Source organism: Pseudomonas sp. NPDC087626, from assembly GCF_044743405.1.
Taxonomy (GTDB): Bacteria; Pseudomonadota; Gammaproteobacteria; order Pseudomonadales; family Pseudomonadaceae; genus Aquipseudomonas.
Genome location: NZ_JBIUWJ010000048.1, coordinates 1 through 20515, shown reverse-complemented (window position 1 = coordinate 20515; position 20515 = coordinate 1). Strand labels below are relative to the sequence as shown.

Sequence of the window (20515 nt, the reverse complement as noted above, 5' to 3'; positions counted from 1 at the left end):
GCGGGCTTGCCCGCGATGGCCGCACCGCAGCCTAAAAGAATTGTTACCTGAGCCTATAACAACAGATTCTCGTGGAGCCTCGCTGATGAAATCCTATGAAGTCAATTTCGACGGTCTAGTGGGGCCGACCCATAACTACGGCGGTCTGTCCTTCGGCAACGTTGCGTCCCAGAGCAACAGCCAGCAGTCTTCCAACCCCAAGGAAGCGGCGCTGCAAGGCCTGGCGAAAATGAAAGCGCTGATGGACATGGGTTTTGTCCAGGGCGTGCTGGCGCCCCAGGAACGTCCGGATGTCGGCGCATTGCGCAGCCTGGGCTTTAGCGGCACCGATGCCCAAGTGATCGAGCAGGCCGCCAAAGAGGCCATGCCACTGTTGGTCGCCAGTTGCTCGGCGTCGAGCATGTGGGTGGCCAACGCCGCCACTGTCAGCCCGAGCGCCGACACCGCCGACGGCCGTGTGCACTTCACCGCCGCCAACCTCAACTGCAAGTACCACCGCAGCATCGAGCACCCGACCACCAGCCGTGTGCTGGGGGCGATGTTCGCCGACCAGAAGCACTTCGCCCATCACGCGGCCTTGCCGGCCGTGGCGCAGTTCGGTGACGAAGGCGCGGCCAACCACACCCGTTTCTGCCGTGACTACGGCGAAGCCGGGGTCGAGTTCTTTGTGTTCGGTCGCAGTGCGTTCGACCCCCGTTACCCGGCGCCCCAGAAGTACCCGGCGCGCCAGACCCTGGAAGCCTCGCAAGCGGTCGCACGTTTGCACGGCCTGAGTGATGACTGCGTGGTCTATGCTCAGCAGAACCCTGCGGTGATCGATCAGGGCGTGTTCCACAACGACGTGATAGCGGTGGGTAACGGTGAGGCGCTGTTCTATCACGAGGACGCCTTCCTCGACACCGAGCAGATGCTGGCTGAACTGTCGGCCAAGCTCGCCAAGCGGGGTGGTCAGTTCAAGGCGATCTGCGTGCCGCGTGCGCAGGTTTCGGTCGAGGACGCCGTGCGTTCCTACCTGTTCAACAGCCAACTGCTGTCGCAGGCGGACGGTTCGATGTTGCTGATCGTGCCGCAAGAGTGCCAGAACAACGAACGCGTCTGGCAGTACCTGCAGACCCTGACCAGTTCCGGTGGGCTGATCCGCGAGGTCAAAGTCTTCGACCTCAAGCAGAGCATGCAGAACGGTGGTGGCCCGGCGTGCCTGCGTCTGCGCGTGGCGTTGAATGAAACCGAGCTGGCGGCTGTCAATCCAGGGGTTATCATGACCGCGCCGTTGTATGGCACGCTGACCCAGTGGGTTGAAAAGCACTACCGTGACCGCATGACCGAAAACGATCTGGCGGACCCACAATTGTTGCTTGAGTGCCGGGCGGCACTGGATGAACTGACGCAAATCCTTAAACTGGGCGCGGTTTATCCATTCCAGATCAATTGAAAACCCGCGACCGGCTCCTGATGAGTCGGGCGTGCTGCTTTATCTCCAGATGAGAGCGAAAAAATGAGCGATACCCTGCAGCTGATCCTTGAAGACACCGACGGCACTCAACTGGAAACCTCCTGCACTCGCGTAGCGGTGATCTGGCAGGGCAAGGAACTGTGGATCCAGCACGACGGCCGTGGCCAACTGCTGATCGGCGTTGACGTCGAAGAAGGCGATGCCGAATACGCCAACCTGCTGCTGCGCCCATTGGCGACTAATCTGGTAAGCCTGCAACTGGAAATGGAACCGGCTGAAGTCGGCGACGAAGACCACGTGCATGGCCCGGATTGCAATCACGACCATTAAGGAAATCGTTCTATGCTCGCCCTCGGCAAACTGCTTGAACTGACCCTCGCCGGCCGTGAACCGGCGGAGAAGACTCAACTGACTGTCGAAGGCGTGCGGATGCGCTGGCTGAGTGAAGGTGCGCTGGAAGTCCGGCCACCGCAAGCTCGCGACAACGGCCTGGACTTGCTGTTGTCGGCCGGCATCCACGGCAACGAAACAGCGCCGATCGAGTTGCTCGATCGCCTGTTGCACGACATTGCTCGCGGTGACTTGAAGCCGTGCGCACGCATTCTGTTCCTGTTCGGCAACCCCGAGGCCATGCGCCGCGGCGAGCGTTTTGTCGAGCAGGACGTCAATCGGCTGTTCAACGGCCGGCATGAATTGAGCAGTGGCTGCGAGGCGCTGCGCGCCTGTGAACTGGAGCGCCTGGCAGCGAGTTTTTTCAGCTTGCCGGACCGTGAGCGCCTGCACTACGACCTGCATACCGCTATTCGTGGTTCGAAGATCGAACAGTTTGCCCTGTACCCCTGGAAAGAAGGCCGCCAGCACTCGCGTCGCGAACTGGCCCGGCTACGGGCGGCAGGCATGGAGGCGGTGCTGTTGCAGAGCAAGCCGTCGATCGTGTTCAGTTCCTACACCTACGACAAGCTGGGCGCTGAGGCCTTCACCCTGGAGCTGGGCAAGGCCCGGCCATTTGGGCAGAACGATGGGGTCAATGTTTCACGCCTGGAAACCCGCCTGAAGCAGATCATCGAGGGCAGCGAGCCGCCCTTGGCAGACGCCGGCCTGGACGGCCTGCAACTGTTCAGCGTGGCGCGGGAAATCATCAAGCACAGCGATAGCTTCACGCTGAACTTGCCGGCGGACATCGAGAACTTCTCACCGCTGGACGTGGGTTATGTGCTGGCTGAAGACATCGCGCAGACGCGCTGGGTCATCGAGGAGGAGGGTGCGAGAATCATCTTCCCCAACCCCAAGGTGAAGAATGGCTTGCGGGCCGGCATCTTGATTGTGCCAACCACGGGTGAAAACCTGGCCTGATTCAACTTCTAAAACCTGTGGAAGCAACGCTACCCCCACAGGTTTTTGCCTGGCTTAAACGGCTACCGCGCGAGGCTCGTTACGACGCAGTGCGCGGATCTTGTGCAGGGTATCGGCACAGGTCTTCGCCGCTTCCTGGCCCTTGTGCACAAAGTGCTCGAAGAAGAACTTCTGGTGTTCTTCGCCGGCATGGAAGTGATGGGGCGTCAGGGAGACCGAGAACACCGGCACTTCGGTTTCGAGCTGGACCTGCATCAGGCCACTGACAACTGCTTGGGCGACGAACTCGTGACGGTAGATGCCGCCATCGACCACCAAGGCGGCCGCGACGATGCCGGCATAACGGCCGGACTTGGCCAGCAGCTTGGCGTGCAGCGGGATTTCAAAGGCACCGCCGACTTCAAAAAAGTCGATCTCCGATTCCTGATAGCCCTGGGCGATCATCTCGCTGACGAAGCCCTTACGGCTCTGGTCAACAATATCCTTGTGCCAGCAGGCCTGGATAAACGCTACGCGCTCGCCCTGATGGTTTTTGCTTTTGCTGTCGATTGCGGTGGGTTGCATCTGTTCTGACTCCTGTTTGTGTGAAAAACAGGGCGTTATGAATCGAATGGGATTTAAGGGTGCGCAACGGGTAAGCGTGCATTGACTGCACCTCTCCCGTGGACGGCCCTTTGGCGCCAATCCCGTTCTCTCTTCATCCGGACTATGACCGTCGGCCCCGGGATCACACCGGGTCTGCTGACCTTGCCATCATTCACAACCAGCGGCTGCGGTGACACCAAGCGCTCGCGGGCTATGCGCATTGCGCGCAATTACCGCCGGTGGGGAGTTGCACCCCGCCCTGAGAACGTTTTGCCGACAGATTGTCTGGCGGCGCAGCGTTTTTAACACATATTTCACAGCTGTGCATTGCTGCTATCTGCTGATTGTCATCGACTTTTTATCGGGCGCCTGCCGCCTTTTCCTGGCGCAAGGGTTGATTATTGCCCGGCATGCCCGCAGTAATTCACACCTGTAAGGGATTCTCCCCTGTCTACCGAGGCCTGATTCATGAGCGTTATCGATCTTCGCAGCGACACCGTCACCCAACCAACCGCAGGGATGCTCGACGCAATGGCCAGGGCGGCCACCGGTGACGATGTCTATGGTGAGGATCCTACGGTCAATCGACTCGAGGCCGAGCTGGCCGGGCGCCTGGGATTTGCCGCTGCACTGTTCGTGCCGACGGGCACCATGAGCAACCTGCTGGGCTTGATGGCCCACTGCGAGCGCGGTGAGGAGTACATCGTCGGCCAACAGGCGCACACCTACAAATACGAAGGCGGTGGCGCCGCGGTGCTGGGCTCGATCCAGCCGCAGCCACTGGAGGTCCAGGCTGACGGTTCGCTGGACCTGGCGCAGGTGGCGGCGGCGATCAAGCCGGATGACTTCCACTTCGCCCGTACTCGCCTGCTGGCCCTGGAAAACACCATGCAAGGCAAAGTGCTGCCGCTGGAGTACCTGGCCCAGGCGCGAAGCTTTACCCAGGCGCATGGCTTGCAGTTGCACCTGGATGGCGCGCGGTTGTACAACGCGGCGGTCAAGCTGGGGGTGGATGCACGGGTGATCACCAAGCATTTCGACTCGGTATCAGTGTGCCTGTCCAAAGGCCTGGGCGCGCCAGTGGGCTCGGTGCTCTGTGGTTCGGTGGAGTTGATCGGCAAGGCGCGGCGATTGCGCAAGATGGTCGGTGGCGGCATGCGCCAGGCCGGCTATCTGGCGGCGGCCGGCCTGTATGCGCTGGATCATCATGTGCAACGCCTGGCCGAGGACCATGCCAACGCCGAGTACCTGGCGCAAGGTCTGCGAGCGGCGGGTTTTACTGTCGAGCCGGTGCATACCAACATGGTTTACCTGCAGATCGGCGACAAAGCCGACGCAATTAAGGCTTTTGCTGCAGAGCGGGGCGTCAAGCTCACCGCCGCTGCCCGTTTGCGCATGGTTACCCACATGGATGTCGGTCGGGCCCAGATCGACCAGGTAATCGCGACATTCGTCGAGTTTTCCGCTAAATGATCTTGCAGGCCGTCCAATTGACGGTTTCTATCGTATAAACACGCTGTACCGCGCGCGCAGGGCCGATATAATGCGGCCCTTTGCCGTCGCTTCGTCCGTTGACGAATCGCACAGGCCTTTGGCCGCAGCCTCCGTGGAAGAACCTAATGAAAAGCGCAGAAATCCGTGAAGCCTTCCTTCGCTTCTTCGAAGAGCAAGGCCACACCCGTGTAGCCTCCAGCTCTTTGATTCCGGGCAACGACCCAACCCTGCTGTTCACTAACGCGGGGATGAACCAGTTCAAGGACTGCTTCCTGGGCCAGGAAAAGCGCGCGTATACCCGCGCCACCAGCAGCCAGAAGTGCGTACGCGCCGGCGGCAAGAACAGCGACCTGGAAAACGTCGGTTACACCGCGCGTCACCACACGTTCTTCGAGATGCTGGGTAACTTCAGCTTCGGCGACTATTTCAAACACGACGCAATTACCTTCGCCTGGACCTTCCTGACCGGTGTCCTGCAGCTGCCGAAGGAAAAACTCTGGGTTACCGTCTACGCCTCCGACGATGAAGCGTATGACATCTGGACCCAGCAGATCGGTGTGCCGGTCGAGCGCATGATCCGCATCGGCGACAACAAGGGCGCGCCTTACGCTTCCGACAACTTCTGGACCATGGGCGATACCGGCCCGTGCGGCCCATGCACCGAGATTTTCTACGATCACGGCGACCACATCTGGGGTGGCCCACCGGGTTCGCCGGAAGAAGACGGCGACCGTTACATCGAGATCTGGAACAACGTCTTCATGCAGTTCAACCGCACCGCCGATGGCGTGTTGCATCCGTTGCCAGCGCCGTCGGTGGATACCGGCATGGGCCTGGAGCGGATCAGTGCGGTGATGCAGCACGTCAACTCCAACTATGACATTGACCTGTTCAAGAACCTGCTCAAAGCCTCGGCTGAAGCAATCGGCTGCGAAAATGGCGATCAGTCTTCGCTCAAAGTGGTTTCCGATCACATCCGTTCCTGCGGTTTCCTGATTGCCGATGGCGTGCTGCCGTCCAACGAAGGCCGTGGCTACGTGCTGCGCCGGATCATCCGTCGCGCCTGCCGCCACGGTAACAAGCTGGGCGCCGCTGGCAGCTTCTTCTACAAGATCGTCGCGGCGCTGGTGGCCGAGATGGGTGAAGCCTTCCCGGAACTCAAGCAGCAGCAGGCCAATATCGAGCGCGTGCTCAAGGCCGAGGAAGAGCAGTTCTCCAAGACTCTGGAGCACGGCCTGAAGATTCTCGAGCAGGACCTGGCCGAACTCAAAGGCACCGTAGTGCCGGGCGACGTGGTGTTCAAGCTGTATGACACCTATGGTTTCCCGATGGACCTGACCGCCGACATCGCCCGCGAGCGCGAGCTGACCATCGACGAAGCCGGTTTCGAGCGCGAAATGGAAGCCCAGCGCGTGCGTGCACGTTCGGCCAGTTCGTTTGGCCTGGACTACAACACCCTGGTCAAAGTCGACGTGGCCACCGAGTTCACCGGCTACACCGATACTCGCGGTTCGGCGAAAATCGTTGCCCTGTACAAGAACGGCCAGTCGGTCGACGTATTGAGCGAAGGCGACGAGGGCGTGATCGTTCTCAACCAGACCCCGTTCTACGCCGAGTCCGGTGGCCAGGTCGGTGACTGCGGTTATCTGCAGGCCGGTACTGCACGTTTCGACGTGCGCGATACCACCAAGACCGGTGGTGCCTTCCTGCACCACGGTGTGCTGGCATCGGGTAGCCTGATCGTTGGTGCGCCGGTTGAGGCCCAGGTGGATGCCGAGGTGCGTCACGCTACTGCGTTGAACCACTCGGCGACCCACTTGCTGCACGCAGCCTTGCGCCAGGTGCTGGGCGAGCACGTCCAGCAGAAGGGTTCGTTGGTCGACAGTCAGCGCCTGCGCTTTGACTTCAGCCACTTCGAAGCCATCAAGCCTGAGCAGATCAAGGCGTTGGAAGAAATCGTCAACGCGCAGATTCGCCAGAACTCGGCGGTAGAGACTGAAGAAACCGACATCGACACCGCCAAGCAAAAAGGCGCCATGGCGCTGTTCGGCGAAAAGTATGGCGACAGTGTGCGCGTGCTGAGCATGGGCGGTGATTTCTCCGTCGAGCTGTGCGGCGGTATCCACGCCAACCGTACTGGCGACATCGGCCTGCTGAAGATCATCAGCGAAGGCGGTGTGGCTTCGGGCGTACGGCGTATCGAGGCAGTGACTGGCGCAGCAGCGCTGGCCTACCTTAACGCGGCAGAAGAGCAACTCAAGGAAGCGGCCAGCCTGGTCAAGGGCAGCCGCGACAACCTGATCGACAAGCTGTCGGCTGTGCTTGAGCGCAACCGTCTGCTGGAAAAGCAACTCGAGCAGTTGCAAGCCAAGGCTGCCAGTGCGGCGGGTGACGACCTGTCGGCCCAGGCCCAGGACGTCAAGGGCGTGAAGGTGCTGGCCGTGCGTCTCGACGGTCAGGATGGCAAGGCGCTGCTGGCGCTGGTCGATCAGTTGAAGAACAAACTCGGCCGCGCAGTGATCCTGCTCGGCAGTGTCCATGAGGAAAAGGTCGTGCTGGTTGCCGGTGTGACCAAAGACCTGACTGGCCAACTCAAAGCCGGTGATTTGATGAAGCAAGCCGCTGCGGCAGTGGGCGGGAAGGGCGGTGGTCGTCCGGACATGGCGCAAGGCGGTGGTATTGACGCTGGCGCACTGGACGCGGCCCTGGCCCTGACCGTACCGTTTGTCGAACAGGGTATTTAAGGCTGTATGCCGGGCCTCTCGTCTAGTGGTAGGTCCGGCTGCTGTTTGAGTGACTAATGGGCGCCCTTCATGGGCAGAGGCGGCTTTGAAATGGCTTTGATCGTACAGAAATTTGGAGGCACCTCGGTCGGCACTGTCGAGAGAATCGAGCAGGTCGCCGACAAGGTTAAGAAATTCCGCGATGCCGGCGATGACCTGGTGGTCGTGCTGTCTGCAATGAGCGGCGAAACCAACCGTCTGATCGATCTGGCCAAGCAAATCAGTGGCGATGAGCAACCGGTTCCGCGTGAACTGGATGTGATTGTCTCCACCGGCGAGCAGGTGACGATTGCATTGCTGGCCATGGCGTTGATCAAGCGCGGCGTGCCTGCGGTGTCGTACACCGGCAACCAGGTGCGGATCCTGACGGACAGCGCGCACAATAAAGCGCGTATCCTGCAGATCGATGACCAGAAGATTCGCGGTGACCTGAAGGCTGGCCGCGTGGTTGTGGTGGCCGGTTTCCAGGGCGTCGACGAGCACGGCAACATCACCACCCTGGGCCGTGGCGGCTCCGACACCACTGGCGTGGCGCTGGCAGCGGCCCTGAAGGCCGATGAATGTCAGATCTATACCGACGTGGACGGGGTGTACACCACTGACCCACGCGTGGTGTCCGTGGCCCAGCGCCTGGACAAGATCACCTTCGAAGAGATGCTGGAAATGGCCAGCCTCGGTTCCAAGGTGCTGCAGATCCGTGCGGTCGAGTTCGCCGGCAAGTACAACGTCCCGCTGCGCGTACTGCACAGCTTCAAGGAGGGGCCAGGCACCCTCATTACTATTGATGAAGAGGAAACCATGGAACAGCCGATCATTTCCGGCATCGCTTTCAATCGCGATGAAGCCAAGCTGACCATCCGTGGCGTGCCAGACACCCCGGGCGTGGCATTCAAGATTCTCGGCCCGATCAGTGCCGGCAATATCGAAGTCGACATGATCGTGCAGAACGTTGCGCACGATAACACCACCGACTTCACCTTCACCGTCCACCGCAATGACTACCAGGCGGCCCAGACCGTGCTGGAAAACACCGCTCGCGAGATCGGTGCCCGTGAGGTGGTGGGTGACACCAAGATCGCCAAGGTCTCGATCGTCGGCGTTGGCATGCGTTCTCACGCAGGTGTTGCCAGCCGCATGTTCGAAGCCCTGGCCAAGGAAACCATCAATATCCAGATGATCTCCACTTCGGAGATCAAGGTGTCGGTGGTGATCGAAGAGAAGTACCTGGAACTGGCTGTGCGCGCACTGCACACGGCGTTCGAACTGGACGCACCGGCTCGCCAAGGCGAGTGATGTGGTCCCGAGGGGCGCGGTCTGACCGCGCCCTTTATTTTTTGAGTGGCGTGGGCAAGGCTGTTCTTTTGCATGCGCTGGTCAATACTTAAGCGTGTAGAGCTGCGATCGTTCCGGTCGCCGTTCGAGCGCTTTTTTTTTGCAGACTGTTGTCCCTGAACTGAAATGCGTAAGGAGAAAGGTATGCTGATTCTGACTCGTCGGTGTGCAGAAAGCCTGATTATCGGTGATGGCGAAATCACCGTAACCGTGCTCGGCGTCAAAGGAAATCAGGTGCGCATAGGCGTTAACGCACCCAAGGAGGTAGCTGTACACCGTGAGGAAATCTACCTGCGTATAAAGAAAGAGAAGGACGAAGAACCAAGCCATTAATTTTTATCGCTTTTTATGTTTGCAAACGGGGAAAAGGTTGGTTAAGATACGCCCCGTGTTGCGGAGAGCTGGCCGAGTGGCCGAAGGCGCTCCCCTGCTAAGGGAGTACACCTCAAAAGGGTGTCGGGGGTTCGAATCCCCCGTTCTCCGCCATTATTTGTGTAGAGCGTTGTAATCAGGCTTTTTCGGTAAGTGATTGAAATTACTAGAAAAAGTGCTTGGAAAAAAGATTCGACGAACTATAATGCGCGGCAACAAATGCACTCGTAGCTCAGCTGGATAGAGTACTCGGCTACGAACCGAGCGGTCACAGGTTCGAATCCTGTCGAGTGCACCAATTAAGGGTTGTTTGAAGTGATTCAAGCAACCTTGTTTCAATCAGTTGTGATCTGGTTTAAAAGCACACATTGCACTCGTAGCTCAGCTGGATAGAGTACTCGGCTACGAACCGAGCGGTCACAGGTTCGAATCCTGTCGAGTGCACCATTTAAGGGTTGTTTGCAGTCATGCAGGTAACCTGGCTTCAACCAGTTGTGATCTGGTCTAAAAGTACAATTGCACTCGTAGCTCAGCTGGATAGAGTACTCGGCTACGAACCGAGCGGTCACAGGTTCGAATCCTGTCGAGTGCACCAAACACCAAAAAGCCTGCGTCTAACGCGGGCTTTTTGCTGTCTGGGATTTGGCTTTCTGCCGAACCCGTCTTTGCTCGTCAAATCTGCTCGGCGCGCTTTTCATCTTCTTTGCCTTGATTGCCCGATCGGCTGCTTGCAGGTGTTCGGCTTCGGGCAGGACTGCCGTGTCGGCGTATACCTCGGTGTTGCTACCGGGCAGGTAGGTGCGGACTTGCTGCAGGCTCGGACGCTCTCCGGTCTTGCAGGCCGTGCTGGTGAATGTGATGCGACCGTTGGCTGCCTCACAACGCTGCACAGTCATTACTTGCGCGCTGGCCGCTGGGCAGAGCAGGGTGGTCAGTAACAAACAGCGTATCCGCGATGGCATTCAGCGCCCTCCCTGGCGATCCATTTGAAGGTTAGTCGGACATTTTGCGATGGCCCTGTGTTTTCTTTTCGGGATAAGTCGTCGCACTCTCATGGATCAGGACAGCGCTCAGGTTTGTCGTGCAAGCGCTTGTTTCAGCCGCGATTTTTAACGTTTAAAAGCGTCAGGCGGTGTATCATTGCGCCCGTCAGCCCCGCCGGGGCTTGTGGAATACCTCCATGGACTTACCCAGTAGTTACTCAGTACCCCGTTTTTCCAATCATGAATTGACTGATTGATCCTTCCGGCGTGCCCCGCTGCTGGGAGTGGAGTTCGCCTATGACTGAAGTAGAAGTAAAAAAGACTCAAGAAAGCTTGCAGGACCGCCTTGCTCAAGTCATTGAGCTGCTGCAGCGCCAGCGGGTGGTCGAAGACCTGACTCACCGTCAGGAAGGTCCTCATCACGACCGGGTCGAGAACCTGGTCCACCGGCAGAACCTCGTCGAGTTGCAACGCAAGCTCGATGACCTGCACTCCGCTGACGTTGCCTACATCCTTGAAGCATTGCCGCTGAACGATCGCCTGACGGTCTGGCAGTTGGTCAAGGCCGAGCGTGACGGCGACATTCTGCTTGAAGTGTCTGACTCCGTCCGTGAAACCCTGATCGCCGACATGGACGATCACGAGCTCCTGGCAGCCGCCAAGGAGATGGACGCCGACGAACTTGCTGACCTGGCCCCTGAGCTGCCGCGAGACGTCGTCCATGAGCTGATGGAGACCCTCGATGGCCAGCAGCGTGAGCGCGTGCGCTCCGCGTTGTCCTATGACGAGGAGCAGGTCGGTGCATTGATGGACTTCGAGATGGTGACGATCCGTGAGGACGTCAGCCTCGAGGTGGTCTTGCGCTACCTGCGGCGCCTCAAGGAGCTGCCGGGCCATACCGACAAATTGTTCGTGGTCGACTACGACGGTGTGCTCAAGGGCGTCCTGCCGATCAAGCGCCTGTTGGTCAACGATCCGGACAAGCAGGTCTCGGAAGTCATGGCCAGCGACCCGGTGAGCTTTCACCCGGACGAAGATGCCTATGACGCGGCGCAGGCGTTCGAGCGTTATGACTTGATCTCGGCCCCGGTGGTCGACAAAAACGACAAGCTCATCGGCCGTCTGACCATCGACGAGATGGTCGACCTGATTCGTGAAGAGAGCGAAAACGAAGTCCTCAACATGGCGGGTCTGCGTGAAGAGGAAGATATTTTCGCTTCGGTGTGGAAGTCCCTGCGTAACCGTTGGGCGTGGTTGGCCATCAACCTGATTACCGCCTTCGTTGCCTCGCGGGTGATCGGCCTGTTCGAGGGGTCTATCGAGAAGCTGGTGGCCCTGGCGGCGCTGATGCCGATTGTTGCCGGCATTGGTGGCAACTCCGGTAACCAGACCATCACCATGATCGTGCGCGCCATGGCGCTGGACCAGGTCAGTACCGGCAATACCTCGCGCCTGATGCGCAAGGAGCTGGCCGTGGGCCTGATCAATGGCCTGGTGTGGGGTGGAGTGATTGGCGTAGTGGCCTTCCTGCTGTATGGCAGTTGGTCGCTCGGCGTCGTGATGACGGCCGCCATGACCCTGAACCTGCTGCTGGCGGCGCTGATGGGGGTGCTGATCCCGATGACCCTGGCGCGCGTCGGGCGTGACCCGGCAATGGGTGCGAGCGTGATGATCACGGCCGTAACCGATAGCGGCGGCTTCTTCATCTTCCTTGGCCTTGCCACGATCTTCCTGCTCTAGGCCTGTGCTGCGCGACCTGGCCCAATGGCCGCGTCGCGCATCTGGGATTAATCAAACTGTCTGATGTCGATGGCCTGCGTGCGAATCATCGCGAAGATGCCTGGGCGGACTGTTTCAGGCAAAAAAAAGCCAGCGCGAGGCTGGCTTGAACTTTCGGGGTGTAATCAGGACGGGTTTGCGGCCATTTCAGCGTCATGGGCAATCAACGACACCAGTGCATTTTGCTGGCGGTGGGATAGCTGGCGGAAGCGTTGCAGCAATTCACGTTCGTGCAGCGACAGCTCGGGGCTGTCCAGGCGCATGCTCAACTCTTCGCCCAGCGCGCCTTCCTGAATAAGACTCTGCTCCAGGCGCGCGATGATTTCGGAGTTCATGCTGCGATGATGGTTGCGTGCCACCTCGGCAATGCGTTCACGCATTCCGTCTGGCAGGCGTACGACGAACTTGTCAGCCGTACGGCTGGAATAAATTGCCTGTTTCAATGGGCGCATATATTTAACCGGTTAGTTCAGGGGAGCGGTTCTCGGAATTGGCCGCAGGATGTCTTTAGGACAAGCAAGGCAGCCAAATGTTCAACCTGAATTGATAAGAGGCCCGCATCATGCCTCAAGCAAGCCAGATCCTTGGCGCCAATTCTGTGACAAATATTGAGCCTGAGGCAGGCGTTATGCCAGCACCAATTATCAGAAATGCGGACTGGTTTGAAAACTTAAATCCGCTCCGGGTGCATGGCCTCGCCCTTTTGCCCAGTGGACAGGGGGCTGCGCGTCCTTGTGTGCAAGCCGTGTACGCTTGCACGCCACTCCTCTACGTATACAGCGTAGTGGCAAATGGCCGATTTACTAGGGGTGAATACATCATGAGGGGATATTGCGGGTGAGTGGCAGACTGGTTTATCTCATGGGCCCCTCGGGCTCTGGCAAGGACAGCCTGATCGATGCGGCCCGCGATGCTCTGGCGCAACTCGACTGCGTGGTGGCGCGCCGGGTAATTACCCGCTCGGCAGAGTCAGTCGGGGAGGCTGCCCTGGGGCTCACGCCCCAGGCATTTGCCGAATTGGCGCGTGAGGGCGGTTTTGCCCTGAGTTGGCATGCCAACGGGCTGGATTACGGAATTCCGGTGCAGATCGATCAGTGGCTGGCGCAAGGGCTGCATGTGCTAGTCAACGGTTCCAGGGGGCACTTGCCTCTAGTGAAAGAGCGCTACCCGCAGTTGTTGCCCATCCTGTTGACGGTGAATACCGATGTCCTGCGTGAGCGCCTTCAGCGCAGGGGGCGTGAAAGCAGCAAAGAGATCGAGACCAGGTTGGCGCGTAATGCCTTGTTTGCCCGTGGTACGGCGGAGGACGAGTCTGGCGGTATTTTCCTACTGGATAATTCCGCCGAGTTGTCGACAACCCTGGCTCGCTTGCTGGCGTTGCTTGGCAATGAAGGTATCGTGGAAAAACCCCGTTCGGCGTGAGCGGGCCATTGCCTACACTTAATAAGCCGTACAGACGACATGACAAACGCGGGGCTGCCCGTTAACATGCTCGCCGTCCATCGCGCCGCAGCTCCTTGCGGCCGGTCTGTGTCTCAGTAGCTCAATTGGATAGAGCATCCCCCTCCTAAGGGGAAGGTTGCAGGTTCGAACCCCGCCTGGGACACCATATAAATAGAGCCTTTTAACCCGTCATCCTGACAGCTCACTTTTTCCGTGACAGCAGGGTGGCAGCAAAAGGCGAAAATAAACCCCGCATAGGTCAGTCTTGCGGGGTTTTTTTTGGCTGAAATAATTAATAACGAAAGCAGCAGGCTTTATGACGACGGGTAGAAACGAACTTTGCTGGTGTGGCTCAGGGAAGAAATTAAAACGTTGCCATCTTGGGCGCGCCGCGGCCGACCCTCTCAAACTCTGGGATTGATGCGCCCCGGATTCTCCAGACATCTTGCAAGCCCGCTTTACACGGCCTCCTTAAATAAGAACGCCCCCGTAACAGAACTGTCATCGTTCATCCATCAGCCACTCCCCTAAGCGTCCCGGCTACGGATAGATGCTTACTGGGCGCTACGGCTGAAAATCCTGATCACTTCACTCAGATGCTCGGCCATTGCCTGACGCGCTGCGTCGGGGTCGTGTTGTTCCAACGCTTGCAGCACACGCCGGTGTTCATCTTCCGAACGATGGGGCATGTCGCCCGAGCTGTAATGGCTTTGTAGACGCTGGAACATGCTGCCGTATCGATGGCCTAACAGGTGTTGAATCATCAGCGCGTAGGCCGGGTTGTCCGAGGCCTGGGCGATGCGGATATGGAATAGGCGGTCGCCGGGGTGGGTGTGTGAATCTTCACGGTTGTCCTGCACGTTGCGCTCGAATGCCTCGCGGATGCCTGCCAGTTCTTCATCGCTAGCGTTCACGGCCGCCAGCGCGGCGGCTTCGGGCTCGATCAGACGGCGGGCCTGAAGCAAGGCGAAGGGCGGGATTTCAGCGCTGAAATCAATCTCGATCCCCAGCTCAGGGTCCAGCTCTTTCCATTGATTGCGCGTGACTTGAGCCATGACTGGCTCATTCGATACCGCTTGCACTGAAGGCTCGCAGACCAGCACCCCGTTACCGACGCGCACATCCACCAAGCCGATCACTTCTAGCGCAATCATTGCCTCACGCACAGAGGCTCGGCTCACACCTAGCAACTTGGCTAGCTCTCGCTCGGCCGGCAAACGGCTGCCCGGCGGAAACTCTCCGCTGTCGATCAAGGCTCGCAGCTGGTCGGCGATCTGCCGGTAAAGTCTTTGGTTATCAATAACTTGAAATGGCATTGAAAATTAAACTCTGGTTTGGACAGCATTCGACAAGCACGCCGGTGGAAAAGACGCTTGTTGATGGTCGAGGCGAATGCTATAAAAGGCCTAATGGTCTGACCATTGAACCCATAACGTGAAGTGATCATAGCAAACTTTATTCTGACGCTTGAGTCGGTCTGCCAATTGATGCGCCTCCAATGGCCTGACCATTGGGCCAATCTTCGCGAAAACAATAAAAAATTAGCGTCACGGAGCACTTATGAATCTTTCCGGCAAACGCGTGCTGATCACGGCGGGCGCTCAGGGTATTGGCCTAGCCAGTGTCCAGGCGTATCTCGCTGCTGGCGCTGAAGTCTTCGCCGCCGACATCAATGCTGGCGCCCTCGAAGCAGTTGAAGGTGCACATACCCATATCCTAGACGTCACCGATGCAAGCGCCATCCAGCACCTAGCCCAAGAGCTTGGTCCGCTAGATGTTCTGTTCAACTGCGCAGGCGTGGTTCACAGCGGCAACATTCTTGAGTGCAGCGAAAACGACTGGGCCTTCGCCCTGGACCTAAACGTTACCGCCATGTACCGCATGATCCGAGCTTTCTTGCCGGGCATGTTGGCGAACGGTGGCGGCTCGATCATCAATATGGCCTCGGTGGCTTCCAGCGTTAAAGGCGTTCCAAATCGTTTTGCCTACTGCGCCAGCAAAGGTGCGGTAATTGGCCTGACACGTTCAGTGGCGGCTGATTTCGTCAGTCAGAACATCCGCTGCAACGCCATTTGCCCCGGCACCGTTGACTCCCCCTCCTTGCGTCAACGCATCAGTGAACAAGCCCAAAGTGAAGGTCGCAGCATCGCTGAGGTCTACGCCGCCTTCGCTGCCCGCCAACCGATGGGCCGCATCGGCACTGCTGAGGAAATAGCGCAACTGGCGCTGTACCTGGGCTCAAGTGCCAGCGGGTTCACCACCGGAACTGCGCAAATTATTGATGGCGGCTGGAGTAACTGAGTCCCGCGCCGCCATTAGACCTGCGTACCCCCTTAGCTCTAACTAACAAAGGAAATAATATGAAGCTGCTGCGCTACGGCGAAAAAGGCCAGGAACGTCCTGCGTTGCTTGATAACAACGGTCAATTGCGCGACTTGTCCGAAGTGGTCGTTGATATCACGGGCGACGCGCTGAGCCCGCAAAGCATCGCCCGCCTGCAAGATATCGACCCGTCCAGCTTGCCGCTGGTTGAAGGCTCGCCACGCCTCGGCGCTTGCGTTGGTGAAGTCGGCAAGTTCATCTGCATCGGCCTCAACTATGCCGATCACGCCGCCGAAACTGGCGCCGCAATCCCGGCCGAACCGGTGGTGTTCAGCAAGTGGACCAGCGCCATTGTCGGCCCGAATGACGACATCGAGATACCGCGCAACTCACGCAAAACCGACTGGGAAGTCGAGCTTGGCGTGGTCATCGGCAAAGGCGGCCGCTACATCAGCGAAAGCGATGCTCTCGAACACGTGGCCGGTTATTGCGTAATCAATGACGTGTCCGAGCGCGAGTTCCAGCTGGAACTGGGCGGCACTTGGGACAAAGGCAAGGGCTGTGACACTTTCGGCCCGCTCGGCCCTTGGCTGGTGACCCGCGATGAAGTCGCTGACCCGCATCAGCTCGATCTGTGGCTGGAAGTCGACGGCAAGCGTTACCAGAACGGCAACACCCGGACGATGATTTTCCAGATCCCAAAAATCATCAGCTACCTCAGCCAATTCATGAGCCTGCAACCCGGTGATGTGATCTCCACCGGTACTCCCCCGGGCGTCGGTCTGGGTATCAAGCCTGAGCCGGTGTACCTGCGCGCAGGTCAACAAATCCGTCTGGGCATCGCCGGCCTCGGCGAACAAAACCAACGCACCGTGAATGCCCAGTGACAGGTAGCTACGCCATGACCACGATTACCGCTGTACGCGTTGAAGACATCCGCTTCCCTACTTCGCAATCTCTCGATGGTTCGGATGCGATGAACCCGGACCCGGATTACTCCGCGGCCTATGTCATTCTCGAAACCGATACCCCGGGCCTGGAAGGCCATGGGCTGACCTTTACCATCGGCCGCGGCAACGAGATTTGCTGCGCCTCGATCAAGGCGTTGGCCGGTCTGCTGGTGGGGTTGAAGCTGGAATGGATTGCCCAAGACATGGGCCGTTTCTGGCATCACGTCACCAGTGACAGCCAATTGCGCTGGATCGGCCCGGATAAAGGCGCCATTCACCTGGCCACCGGGGCGGTGGTCAACGCTGCCTGGGACTTGTGGGCCAAGGCAGAGCGCAAGCCGGTCTGGCGCCTGGTGGCGGACATGAGCCCCGAGCAGTTGGTGCGCTGTATTGATTTTCGCTACATCACCGATTGCATCACCCCGGCAGAAGCCCTGACGTTGCTGCGCGAACGCGCCCGGGGTAAAGCCGAGCGCGTTGCGCTGCTCGAAGAGCAAGGTTACCCGTGCTACACCACTTCAGCCGGGTGGCTGGGGTATGCCGACGACAAGCTGCGCCGTTTGTGTCAGGAAGCGGTCGACGCCGGTTTCTCCCACGTCAAACTCAAAGTCGGCCACGACCTGAAGGACGACATCCGCCGCGTGCGTATTGCCCGTGAAGTGCTGGGCCCGGATCGTCAGTTGATGATCGACGCCAACCAGGTGTGGGAAGTCGACACGGCCATCAACTGGGTCCGCGAGCTCTCCTTCGCCAATCCATGGTTCATTGAAGAGCCCACCAGCCCGGATGACGTCGAAGGCCATCGCAAGATTCGTCTGGGTGTCGCTCCGGTCAAAGTCGCCACGGGGGAGATGTGCCAGAACCGCATCGTGTTTAAACAATTGATCATGCGTGAAGCGATTGATGTGGTGCAGATCGACGCCTGCCGACTGGGCGGGGTCAATGAGGTGCTGGCGGTGATGCTGATGGCCGCCAAATACAACTTGCCGGTATGCCCACACGCAGGCGGCGTGGGCTTGTGCGAGTACGTACAGCACCTGTCAATGATCGATTACCTGTGCATCGCCGGCACCCATGAAGGTCGCGTAGTGGAGTTTGTCGACCATCTGCACGAACACTTCGTAGACCCGTGCGTAATTCGTAATGCGGCCTACATGCCACCGCAGGCGCCGGGCTTCTCGATCCAGATGAAGGCCGCCTCTCGAGAGCAGTACCAGTATCGGGGCTAACCGCCATGCGATCCTCGCACCCACTTCGGCTGAATGCTCACCAGCACTCCAGTCGCTATGACGCCACGGCCTATCGGGTACGTGATGGGCCTGGTGGCTGATAACGCCTCCACAGCTGTGGCGTATCTTTTGCCGATGGGCCGTTCTTGGTGGTCGCGGCTTATGTCCGTGGCGCCTTGAAAAAGCTGTAAGCGCTGTATTGATGTTGCTGCACTCCACAAAAACAATAATCGGAGGACGTCATGTCTAACCCCGCGTTGAAGCAGGCGCTCAGCAAAATCCGCTGGCGCATCTTGCCCTTTGTTGCATTGATGTTTGCGATGGCAATCATTGACCGTTCCAACATCGGTTTTGCCAAACACGCCTTTCAGGCTGACACCGGCCTCAGCAACGCCGCTTTTGCGCTTGGTGCGGGCATTTTCTTTATCGGCTACGCCGTGTTTGAGGTGCCCAGCAACCTGATGCTGCACAAGATCGGCGCGCGTATTTGGTTGAGCCGGATCATGGTCACCTGGGGGTTGGTTTCGGCTGCGATGATGTTTGCCCACGACGAAACCAGCTTCTACATCCTCCGCTTTTTGCTGGGCGTGGCCGAGGCCGGTCTTTCGCCGGGCGTGGTGCTGTACCTGACCTATTGGTTCCCGCAGAACCAGCGCGGTTCGGCCTACGGCATCTACTATTTTGGTGTGCCAGTGTCTTTGATTGTAGGCGGGCCGGTGTCGGGATGGCTGCTGGAAACCGCCCAGTTCGGTCTGGCCGGTTGGCAATGGATGTTTGTCACCGAAGGCCTCGCCGCCTCGATCATCGGCGTGTTTGCGTTCTTTTACCTGACCGACAAACCGCGAGATGCCAAGTGGTTGAGTGCTGAAGAAAAAGCTGCGATTGAGCACGAACTGGAAAAAGATCAGCTGTTGAAAGCCAATAGTGGCCCATCGACATGGCGTGCGGCATTGATCAACCCTAAGGTTCTGTACTTCACCCTGATCTATTTCACGATTCAGGTCAGTGTCTACGGCGTACTGTTTTACCTGCCCACACGAATCGCGGAACTGCTCGCCACCGGCATCGGCCTGAAAGTCGGCATGTTGACCGCCATTCCCTGGATTGCCACCGTTTGCGTGCTGTATGTGGTCACCCGTTACGCCGACCGAAAAGGCCAGCAGGCTCGTTTTGCAGCCTTGATGCTGGCATTGGCAGCAGTGGGAATGGTGGGCTCGACCTTGAGCGGTAGTCTGCCGCTGGTGATGCTGTCGTTCTGCGTTGCCGCCGCCGGGTTCATCACCGTGCAGCCGCTGTTCTGGACCTTACCTACTCGCTTCCTGGGCGGTGCCGCAGCGGCCAGCGGGATTGCGGTGATTGGCGCATTGGGTAATCTAGGCGGCTTCCTGGCGCCAACGGTCAAAACCTGGGCCGAGCAGTACTTCAATAACGCCCACGCGGGGATGTACTTCCTGGCGGCGACCGCCCTGATCGGTACGCTGATGCTGATTCGCTCGGCAAGAGCGGGGCACGAGTCAGGAAAGCGGGTTCAGGTGGCCCGATCGCCCAGCTGAAAATGTGTACGTGCTCGCGATGGCACCTCTTCTGTACACCAGTGGCATCGCGAGCAATCCCGCTCTCATAGGTCATGAAGCGCCATGTAGTTGCGCTGGTTCGCTCGGCACGTGCTCATTGTTGGCGAGCGTTATTGTGGCAACGTGGCCGAGGGACCACTCACATTTCATTTCAGATGGAGTGCAGGCGACTGATGATTTGGGATACGGCGTCGTCCGGTGAGAGCTGGGCTGTATCTGTATAGAAGGGCGGTGGATTCCACGGTTCATAGTCATGTGCCAGCACTGACGCCCAGGTTGGAGGTGTCAGGCCGGGGATGTCGGTCGTGCGGGTCTCGACGCGTCGGCGATGTTCTTCTGTGTCGGAGCAAATCACCTCTATATCCAGTAGCTCTGCGCCGGCGCTGGTTGCGGTGGCGTGCCAGGTGTTGCGACTTGCCGATACCGGGTTGACGCAGTCGACGATGACGGTGTGACCAAGACGCAGATTGCTCAGGGCAAGCTCGTTGGCCACGAGGTAGCCGCTGGTGCCTACGTCCTGTACGAGGACGCAGGCGTTGCGGATGGCTTGTTCGATGGTATCGATCCGTAGGTAGACCGCTCGCAGTCGATTGGCCAGGAGCTTGGCGATCGTGGTTTTTCCGGTGCCGGGTAGGCCGCTGAATACAATAAGCACGAGCTGTCCTGCGGGGGAGGGGATGCAGCATCTTCTCTATATAGAAGAGGTTTTGAAAGCCGGTCGCGGCCAGGCACCTGATTTCAGGGCTTATTCAGGCTGTTTTCGGTGTTTTGATAGAAAAACCAAATTAGCAGTTGACGGCAGATTCTATATGTCTATAATTCGCCCCACTTCCGGCGCAGTCGAAACGGAAAACTCCTTGGTA

At 58.7% G+C, this 20515-nt stretch carries 21 protein-coding genes, 5 tRNA genes and 1 riboswitch; of the genes, 20 read left to right on the top strand and 6 right to left on the bottom strand.

Going from position 1 to position 20515, the window contains the following annotated elements; genetic code table 11:
* Positions 1 to 85 precede the first annotated feature (85 nt).
* The 3 genes from astB (at position 86) to astE (ending at position 2806) form a co-directional block, all read left to right on the top strand.
* The gene (astB, locus tag ACIOVD_RS26515; protein WP_401131090.1) at positions 86 to 1432 is read left to right on the top strand and encodes an N-succinylarginine dihydrolase; all 1347 of its coding nucleotides are present in this window, start codon (positions 86 to 88) and stop codon (positions 1430 to 1432) included.
* 63 nt (positions 1433 to 1495) lie between these two features.
* Entirely contained in the window at positions 1496 to 1783 is a 288-nt protein-coding gene (locus ACIOVD_RS26510) for a topoisomerase II (RefSeq protein ID WP_095171555.1), read from the top strand.
* 12 nt (positions 1784 to 1795) lie between these two features.
* Positions 1796 to 2806 (top strand): succinylglutamate desuccinylase, encoded by a 1011-nt coding sequence (astE, locus tag ACIOVD_RS26505; RefSeq protein WP_095171557.1) that lies wholly within the window; start codon positions 1796 to 1798, stop codon positions 2804 to 2806.
* 54 nt (positions 2807 to 2860) lie between these two features.
* Here the strand turns inward: astE and ACIOVD_RS26500 are convergent, their stop codons facing one another.
* Positions 2861 to 3370 (bottom strand): 6,7-dimethyl-8-ribityllumazine synthase, encoded by a 510-nt coding sequence (locus ACIOVD_RS26500; RefSeq protein ID WP_095171559.1) that lies wholly within the window; start codon positions 3368 to 3370, stop codon positions 2861 to 2863.
* 120 nt (positions 3371 to 3490) lie between these two features.
* A riboswitch (FMN riboswitch) is annotated at positions 3491 to 3662 on the bottom strand.
* Positions 3663 to 3859: 197 nt separating this feature from the next.
* On the opposite strand from ACIOVD_RS26500, the gene ltaE reads away from it, so the two are divergent.
* From ltaE to ACIOVD_RS26460, 8 genes are all read left to right on the top strand, one after another.
* A complete protein-coding gene (gene ltaE, locus ACIOVD_RS26495) occupies positions 3860 to 4864 on the top strand; it encodes a low-specificity L-threonine aldolase (protein ID WP_401131087.1) in 1005 nt (334 codons plus the stop codon).
* A gap of 146 nt (positions 4865 to 5010) precedes the next feature.
* A complete protein-coding gene (gene alaS / locus ACIOVD_RS26490; RefSeq protein ID WP_401131085.1) occupies positions 5011 to 7629 on the top strand; it encodes an alanine--tRNA ligase in 2619 nt (872 codons plus the stop codon).
* A gap of 90 nt (positions 7630 to 7719) precedes the next feature.
* Positions 7720 to 8961, top strand: coding sequence for an aspartate kinase (locus ACIOVD_RS26485; protein WP_095171563.1), 1242 nt, complete (start codon positions 7720 to 7722; stop codon positions 8959 to 8961).
* Positions 8962 to 9144: 183 nt separating this feature from the next.
* Positions 9145 to 9333 (top strand): carbon storage regulator CsrA, encoded by a 189-nt coding sequence (gene csrA, locus ACIOVD_RS26480; RefSeq protein WP_002554426.1) that lies wholly within the window; start codon positions 9145 to 9147, stop codon positions 9331 to 9333.
* 62 nt (positions 9334 to 9395) lie between these two features.
* Positions 9396 to 9486: transfer RNA gene (locus ACIOVD_RS26475), tRNA-Ser, on the top strand.
* Between the two features lie 107 nt (positions 9487 to 9593).
* Positions 9594 to 9670, top strand: a tRNA-Arg gene (locus tag ACIOVD_RS26470).
* A 72-nt stretch (positions 9671 to 9742) separates the two neighbouring features.
* Positions 9743 to 9819 (top strand) — tRNA-Arg (locus ACIOVD_RS26465).
* A 71-nt stretch (positions 9820 to 9890) separates the two neighbouring features.
* Positions 9891 to 9967, top strand: a tRNA-Arg gene (locus ACIOVD_RS26460).
* 19 nt (positions 9968 to 9986) lie between these two features.
* On the opposite strand, the gene ACIOVD_RS26455 is transcribed toward ACIOVD_RS26460, so the two are convergent.
* The gene (locus tag ACIOVD_RS26455) at positions 9987 to 10334 is read right to left on the bottom strand and encodes a hypothetical protein (RefSeq protein WP_095171565.1); all 348 of its coding nucleotides are present in this window, start codon (positions 10332 to 10334) and stop codon (positions 9987 to 9989) included.
* Positions 10335 to 10652: 318 nt separating this feature from the next.
* Between ACIOVD_RS26455 and mgtE the strand changes: the two genes are divergently transcribed.
* Positions 10653 to 12095: a magnesium transporter gene (gene mgtE / locus ACIOVD_RS26450; RefSeq protein WP_095171567.1), complete on the top strand. Its 1443-nt coding sequence runs from the start codon at positions 10653 to 10655 to the stop codon at positions 12093 to 12095.
* A gap of 164 nt (positions 12096 to 12259) precedes the next feature.
* Here mgtE and ACIOVD_RS26445 read toward each other — a convergent pair whose 3' ends face one another.
* Complete coding sequence (locus tag ACIOVD_RS26445) at positions 12260 to 12586, bottom strand: Arc family DNA-binding protein (protein WP_095171568.1); 327 nt, start codon at positions 12584 to 12586, stop codon at positions 12260 to 12262.
* Positions 12587 to 12971: 385 nt separating this feature from the next.
* Between ACIOVD_RS26445 and phnN the strand changes: the two genes are divergently transcribed.
* From phnN to ACIOVD_RS26430, 3 genes are all read left to right on the top strand, one after another.
* Positions 12972 to 13556: a phosphonate metabolism protein/1,5-bisphosphokinase (PRPP-forming) PhnN gene (gene phnN / locus ACIOVD_RS26440; RefSeq protein ID WP_159994219.1), complete on the top strand. Its 585-nt coding sequence runs from the start codon at positions 12972 to 12974 to the stop codon at positions 13554 to 13556.
* A 110-nt stretch (positions 13557 to 13666) separates the two neighbouring features.
* A tRNA-Arg gene (locus ACIOVD_RS26435) sits at positions 13667 to 13743 on the top strand.
* A gap of 150 nt (positions 13744 to 13893) precedes the next feature.
* The gene (locus ACIOVD_RS26430; RefSeq protein WP_401131081.1) at positions 13894 to 13998 is read left to right on the top strand and encodes an SEC-C metal-binding domain-containing protein; all 105 of its coding nucleotides are present in this window, start codon (positions 13894 to 13896) and stop codon (positions 13996 to 13998) included.
* Positions 13999 to 14131: 133 nt separating this feature from the next.
* On the opposite strand, the gene ACIOVD_RS26425 is transcribed toward ACIOVD_RS26430, so the two are convergent.
* Positions 14132 to 14893 (bottom strand): FadR/GntR family transcriptional regulator, encoded by a 762-nt coding sequence (locus ACIOVD_RS26425; RefSeq protein ID WP_095171573.1) that lies wholly within the window; start codon positions 14891 to 14893, stop codon positions 14132 to 14134.
* 244 nt (positions 14894 to 15137) lie between these two features.
* Here ACIOVD_RS26425 and ACIOVD_RS26420 point away from each other — a divergent pair, with 244 nt between their 5' ends.
* Genes ACIOVD_RS26420 through ACIOVD_RS26410 form a run of 3 tightly spaced genes read left to right on the top strand, consistent with a single transcriptional unit; the run spans position 15138 to position 18078 of the window.
* Positions 15138 to 15878, top strand: a complete 741-nt coding sequence (locus ACIOVD_RS26420; RefSeq protein ID WP_401131079.1) for an SDR family oxidoreductase — start codon at positions 15138 to 15140, stop codon at positions 15876 to 15878.
* A 59-nt stretch (positions 15879 to 15937) separates the two neighbouring features.
* Positions 15938 to 16786, top strand: coding sequence for a fumarylacetoacetate hydrolase family protein (locus tag ACIOVD_RS26415; protein WP_401131077.1), 849 nt, complete (start codon positions 15938 to 15940; stop codon positions 16784 to 16786).
* Between the two features lie 14 nt (positions 16787 to 16800).
* Positions 16801 to 18078, top strand: coding sequence for an L-fuconate dehydratase (locus ACIOVD_RS26410; RefSeq protein WP_401131075.1), 1278 nt, complete (start codon positions 16801 to 16803; stop codon positions 18076 to 18078).
* 160 nt (positions 18079 to 18238) lie between these two features.
* Here ACIOVD_RS26410 and ACIOVD_RS26405 read toward each other — a convergent pair whose 3' ends face one another.
* Positions 18239 to 18409 carry a hypothetical protein gene (locus ACIOVD_RS26405; protein WP_401131103.1) on the bottom strand — a complete coding sequence of 57 codons (171 nt, stop codon included), beginning with the start codon at positions 18407 to 18409 and terminating at the stop codon, positions 18239 to 18241.
* On the opposite strand from ACIOVD_RS26405, the gene ACIOVD_RS26400 reads away from it, so the two are divergent.
* Positions 18390 to 19631 carry an MFS transporter gene (locus ACIOVD_RS26400; protein ID WP_401131099.1) on the top strand — a complete coding sequence of 414 codons (1242 nt, stop codon included), beginning with the start codon at positions 18390 to 18392 and terminating at the stop codon, positions 19629 to 19631. The two genes, ACIOVD_RS26405 and ACIOVD_RS26400, sit on opposite strands and share 20 nt — an antisense overlap.
* A 172-nt stretch (positions 19632 to 19803) precedes the next feature.
* Here the strand turns inward: ACIOVD_RS26400 and ACIOVD_RS26395 are convergent, their stop codons facing one another.
* Positions 19804 to 20307 carry an AAA family ATPase gene (locus tag ACIOVD_RS26395; protein WP_401131073.1) on the bottom strand — a complete coding sequence of 168 codons (504 nt, stop codon included), beginning with the start codon at positions 20305 to 20307 and terminating at the stop codon, positions 19804 to 19806.
* 22 nt (positions 20308 to 20329) lie between these two features.
* On the opposite strand from ACIOVD_RS26395, the gene ACIOVD_RS26390 reads away from it, so the two are divergent.
* The coding region (locus ACIOVD_RS26390; RefSeq protein WP_401131071.1) for a hypothetical protein at positions 20330 to 20515 on the top strand (186 nt) is incomplete at its 3' end.

Excerpts from the sequence above, each read along its gene's own strand:
- astB (WP_401131090.1), top strand. The coding sequence starts at position 86 with ATGAAATCCTATGAAGTCAATTTCGACGGTCTAGTGGGGCCGACCCAT.
- ACIOVD_RS26510 (WP_095171555.1), top strand. The coding sequence starts at position 1,496 with ATGAGCGATACCCTGCAGCTGATCCTTGAAGACACCGACGGCACTCAA.
- astE (WP_095171557.1), top strand. The coding sequence starts at position 1,796 with ATGCTCGCCCTCGGCAAACTGCTTGAACTGACCCTCGCCGGCCGTGAA.
- ACIOVD_RS26500 (WP_095171559.1), bottom strand. The coding sequence starts at position 3,370 with ATGCAACCCACCGCAATCGACAGCAAAAGCAAAAACCATCAGGGCGAG.
- ltaE (WP_401131087.1), top strand. The coding sequence starts at position 3,860 with ATGAGCGTTATCGATCTTCGCAGCGACACCGTCACCCAACCAACCGCA.
- alaS (WP_401131085.1), top strand. The coding sequence starts at position 5,011 with ATGAAAAGCGCAGAAATCCGTGAAGCCTTCCTTCGCTTCTTCGAAGAG.
- ACIOVD_RS26485 (WP_095171563.1), top strand. The coding sequence starts at position 7,720 with ATGGCTTTGATCGTACAGAAATTTGGAGGCACCTCGGTCGGCACTGTC.
- csrA (WP_002554426.1), top strand. The coding sequence starts at position 9,145 with ATGCTGATTCTGACTCGTCGGTGTGCAGAAAGCCTGATTATCGGTGAT.
- ACIOVD_RS26455 (WP_095171565.1), bottom strand. The coding sequence starts at position 10,334 with ATGCCATCGCGGATACGCTGTTTGTTACTGACCACCCTGCTCTGCCCA.
- mgtE (WP_095171567.1), top strand. The coding sequence starts at position 10,653 with ATGACTGAAGTAGAAGTAAAAAAGACTCAAGAAAGCTTGCAGGACCGC.
- ACIOVD_RS26445 (WP_095171568.1), bottom strand. The coding sequence starts at position 12,586 with ATGCGCCCATTGAAACAGGCAATTTATTCCAGCCGTACGGCTGACAAG.
- ACIOVD_RS26430 (WP_401131081.1), top strand. The coding sequence starts at position 13,894 with ATGACGACGGGTAGAAACGAACTTTGCTGGTGTGGCTCAGGGAAGAAA.
- ACIOVD_RS26425 (WP_095171573.1), bottom strand. The coding sequence starts at position 14,893 with ATGCCATTTCAAGTTATTGATAACCAAAGACTTTACCGGCAGATCGCC.
- ACIOVD_RS26420 (WP_401131079.1), top strand. The coding sequence starts at position 15,138 with ATGAATCTTTCCGGCAAACGCGTGCTGATCACGGCGGGCGCTCAGGGT.
- ACIOVD_RS26415 (WP_401131077.1), top strand. The coding sequence starts at position 15,938 with ATGAAGCTGCTGCGCTACGGCGAAAAAGGCCAGGAACGTCCTGCGTTG.
- ACIOVD_RS26410 (WP_401131075.1), top strand. The coding sequence starts at position 16,801 with ATGACCACGATTACCGCTGTACGCGTTGAAGACATCCGCTTCCCTACT.
- ACIOVD_RS26400 (WP_401131099.1), top strand. The coding sequence starts at position 18,390 with ATGTTTGCGATGGCAATCATTGACCGTTCCAACATCGGTTTTGCCAAA.
- ACIOVD_RS26405 (WP_401131103.1), bottom strand. The coding sequence starts at position 18,409 with ATGATTGCCATCGCAAACATCAATGCAACAAAGGGCAAGATGCGCCAG.